The organism is Nocardioides sp. P5_C9_2, from assembly GCF_054049555.1.
Genome location: NZ_JBFUMD010000390.1, coordinates 1 through 3794, shown reverse-complemented (window position 1 = coordinate 3794; position 3794 = coordinate 1). Strand labels below are relative to the sequence as shown.

Sequence of the window (3794 nt, the reverse complement as noted above, 5' to 3'; positions counted from 1 at the left end):
CGGCGCCACCAGCCATGCCGCCGGCGGCCATCCCGGCGCCGCCGAGACCACCGCCCGCGCCACCCGCCGAGGCCCCGGGGCCGCTGGGGGTGTACCCGTTGGCCCCCGGCGAGTAGTCGAAACCCCCGTCGGTGCCGCCGGTCACGTTGGCGCCCGGGTGGTACTCCGGCACGTGAGGAGGGTGGTACGACGGTTGCTCGGTCGGGATCGGCGTCGGGTTCGGCGTGGGCGTCGGGTTCGGGATCGGCGTCGGGTTCGGCGTCGGCGTCGGCGTCGGCGTCGGGGTGGGAGTCGGCGTCGGGGTGGGAGTCGGCGTCGGCGTCGGAGTCGGCGTGGGGGTCGGAGTGGGGGTCGGGTTCGGCGTCCCCGGGGTGCCGGGCGTCCCGGGAGGAGTCACCGGGCCGCTCGGCGGGGTGCTGTTGCCGGGCGTCGTGGGCGGATCCGCAGGGTCGGGCTCGCCGTGGATCTCCTTCATCACCTCCGCCTGGGCCTCGTACTCCTTGTCCATGGCCTCGAGCGCCTTGCGCGCGTTGTCCTCGTACATCTGCTCGTTGTGCAGGTACGTGGTCATCTGCGAGTTGTACTGACCCATCGCCGTCTCCTGCTTCGGCGTGGGCTGCTGGCCCGGCAGGGGGCCCTCCGGCTTGGTCGGCGGTTGGTTCATCGGGCCGGACAGCTGGAGGCCGTTGCGCGCCGCGATGGCGTCGTAGGCCGCGGCCTGGGCGGCGCCGAGGGCTCCGGAGCCCTTGCGCATGTCGGCGGCCGCGATCTCGAGCTTGTCGCTGATCTCGTTGAACTTGGCGACCATGGCGGCACCGGCCTGGCCCTCGATCTCGCTGTCGATCGTCCGGCCGTGGCTGCGCAGGCTCGCCGCGAGCTCGTCGACGGAGCTCGCCCGGCTGCGCCAGTTGTTGGAGACCCCGGAGATCGACTCGTCGTCCGCGGTGGCGAGGACCGCCTGGAGGCGGTCGCGGTAGTAGCGGTTGACCATCAGTCGTCACGTCCTGTCGTGTCGGCGGGGGCCTGGGCCGGCGGGGTGTGGCGGTCGCCGTCCATCTGGTCGACGGCCAGCTCGGTGCGGTGGAGCAGGGCCAGTGCGGCGGCCTCGGAGTCCGCGTCCTTGCCCGTGATCTCCTTGTCGAAGTCCTGCATGGCCTGCATCGTCGCCGAGATGCCGGACACCGCCTCGATGAGGGAGTTCTGGAGCTTGAGGTGGGCCTTGGTGGTGTGCGTCCCGAGATACTGGCCGCTCCAGGCCGACCCGAACCACGCGTCCTTGACGGGTCGCAGCTGAGTGGGGGCCAGGTCGTCCGGTGACGTCTCCAGGATCGCGACGATGCTGTTGATGACGTCCGGTGGGACCTTGACCGAGCTCAGCGTGCTGCGTACGCCGCTGATGCCGCCGACGTCGGCTAGCAGGACCATGGTGTGCCTCCCCTTGGCTCCATGTGGTGATGGACAGATGTGAGTGTGGGCGGCTCGCGCCGCGTCACGCTCGTTCCCCGCGGTGGCGGGCCCCAAACCCGGGCGCCCGCACATTCGCGACATAGTGTGCCCGGCAACGTCCACCTCGTCCCCTCGGAAGGCGAAATCCGTGACGACACGCATGGGCCTGGCAGCAGCGGCAGCGGTTCTCCCACTCGTCCTGGCCGGTTGCGGTGGTGGCAACGACGAGACGCCCGGAGCGTCGAGCTCCGACCCGGGAACGCCGGGGTCGTCGCCGAGCAGCGCCGAGTCGCCGTCGGAGACCGGGTCCACCCCGGCCGTGGCCCCCGCGGCCGGACCCATGCTCGACATCGACGGAGTGCGGCTCCGGGCCCCGATCGCGTGGTCGCAGGTGCCGGACAAGTTCGCCTTCCGGCAGGCCGCCTTCCCCCCGTTCCACGAGTCCTACGTCTCGGTCTTCCGCTTCCCCAACCTCAGCGGCGCCACCCTGGACGCGCTGGGAGACGCCACCTTGAAGAACAAGGACTGGACACCCAGGGCCCAGCGCCTGGAGGACCAGGTCATCGACGACCAGCCGGTCTACCACCTCGCCGGACCGCGGAGGGACGGCGCCCACCGGGAGACGTTCGGGACCGTCCTGGACGACGCGGAGCTCCAGGTGACCTTCGAGTTCGCCGAGGACGAGCCTCCGGCCTACCGCGAGGACGTGATCGCCAGCGTGCTCGAGACGGTCGACTTCGGCGAGACGTCCGTCGAGGCGCCCGAGCCCGGCACCGTCCCCCCTGCTCCGGCGCGTGGGCCCGTCATCACGATCCCCGCGGCCCGGCTGCGCATCCCGGTGTACTGGGGCCCGACGCCCTACCCCTTGGCCACCCTGACGGGCGCCTTCCCGCGGGGGGTGCTCGGGACCTCGGTCAGCCTGGCCACGACACCGCCGGGCGACGTCGCGGACCTGGAGGAGCTGGGGGCCGCCGCCGTTCGGGACAAGGGCTGGAAGTCGCCCGCGGAGCGCCTGGACGACGTCGTCCTCGACGAGCAGCCCGCGGTGCACGTGGCCGGGCAGGTCAAGCCCGGCACGTACGTCGAGAGGTTCGCCCTGCTCGTCGACGGCGAGCGCCTCGACATGACCTTCACCTTCGCCAACGACGAGAAGCCGGCCTACCGCGACGAGATCGTGGCCAGCGTGCTCGCCACCGTCCAGCTCGGCTGACCGGCCCTCGGCGCCCTGTCAGCCGACGAGGTGCGCGGGGAACCGGTACTCGGTGCTCATCTGCGAGGGGGCCGGACCGACGACCCGCTCGACACGCCCGTCGACGGTCGCGCGGACGACGTACTGCGCACTGCCCTGCGTGACGGTCGCGAGCAGCGTCGTCGCGTCCTCCCAGACGACGTCGCTGACGGCGGCCGCGGACCGGGCGTCGTTGCCGCTCACGAAGTCGACCACCGGCTCGCCCGTCGTCGCGTCGAGGATCGCGACCGAGGGCGACCCGAGCGCGTCGAAGTTGGGCGACAGCCCGACCACGTAGGTCCCGTCGGGGCTGAACGCTCCCAGCGAGTGGTCGCACGTCTCCCACACGAGGTCCTGCTCCTCGGAGAGCGGGTCCAGGACGCCCGAGCAGGACCCGTCGCCGGTGAACTCCGTCTGCCCGGCCACCAGGCCGGTGGTCGACGACGTGCTGTCGACGCGGTTGAAGCCGCCGAAGTCGGTCATGGTGCCATCGGCCGCGACCACCCGGTAGCGGTACTGGCCCGTGTCCGGGTCGCTGGCCTCGACGACGACGGAGTCGTCCGAGACGTAGCCGAGCGGCCGGTGGACCGCCTCCTCGCTGCTGCGGGTGGCGACATCGGTGTAGGTGTAGTCCGCGACCCGGGGCAGCGCCGTGGTGAGCAGGGTCCACCGCCCCACCCCGTCGTACCGGGTGAACGCCACGTGCCCGCCGTCCTCGCGCACCGCGAGCCCGCTGGTGGGCCCGCCTCCTCCGTCGGTGACACCGAAGTCGCTGTCGAGCATCTCGACCGTGATGCCGGTCTCGGGTGTTCCGGCCGAGAGGGCGACCCAGCCCCCGTCGCCGTCAGGGACGATCTGGAGGTAGGCCTCGGGGAGGTCGTAGGTCGCAGCGGGGGTGACGAGCTGCTTGGCGTCGACGACGACGTACGGGACCCGCGGGGCCGCGCCCTCCGGCGCCGAGCGCGGGTCGAGCGGCACCGGCTTGGTGATCGGGGTGATCGACTCCGCCGGCTGGAGGTCGAGCCCCCGGCCGTCCCCGCCGGTGGGCAGCAGGGACAGCGGGAGCACGACGGCGGCCGCGACGGCGGCGACCGCCACGCCCGCGACGGCGGCGCGGCGC

General features: G+C 72.6%; 4 protein-coding genes. 1 reads left to right on the top strand and 3 read right to left on the bottom strand.

What is annotated here, in order from left to right; translation table 11 throughout:
* Both ACXJKL_RS16710 and ACXJKL_RS16705 read right to left on the bottom strand, forming a co-directional pair.
* A partial coding sequence (locus ACXJKL_RS16710) for a hypothetical protein (protein ID WP_457208147.1) occupies window positions 1-991 on the bottom strand: 991 nt, incomplete at its 3' end.
* Complete coding sequence (locus ACXJKL_RS16705; protein WP_457208146.1) at window positions 991-1425, bottom strand: hypothetical protein; 435 nt, start codon at window positions 1423-1425, stop codon at window positions 991-993. The genes ACXJKL_RS16705 and ACXJKL_RS16710, both read right to left, overlap by 1 nt.
* Window positions 1426-1594: 169 nt before the next feature.
* On the opposite strand from ACXJKL_RS16705, the gene ACXJKL_RS16700 reads away from it, so the two are divergent.
* Complete coding sequence (locus tag ACXJKL_RS16700) at window positions 1595-2656, top strand: hypothetical protein (RefSeq protein ID WP_457208145.1); 1062 nt, start codon at window positions 1595-1597, stop codon at window positions 2654-2656.
* A gap of 18 nt (window positions 2657-2674) precedes the next feature.
* Here ACXJKL_RS16700 and ACXJKL_RS16695 read toward each other — a convergent pair.
* The coding region (locus tag ACXJKL_RS16695; protein WP_457208144.1) for a hypothetical protein at window positions 2675-3794 on the bottom strand (1120 nt) is incomplete at its 5' end.

Coding starts and splice junctions, on each gene's coding strand:
- ACXJKL_RS16705 (WP_457208146.1), bottom strand. CDS start 1,425: ATGGTCCTGCTAGCCGACGTCGGCGGCATCAGCGGCGTACGCAGCACG.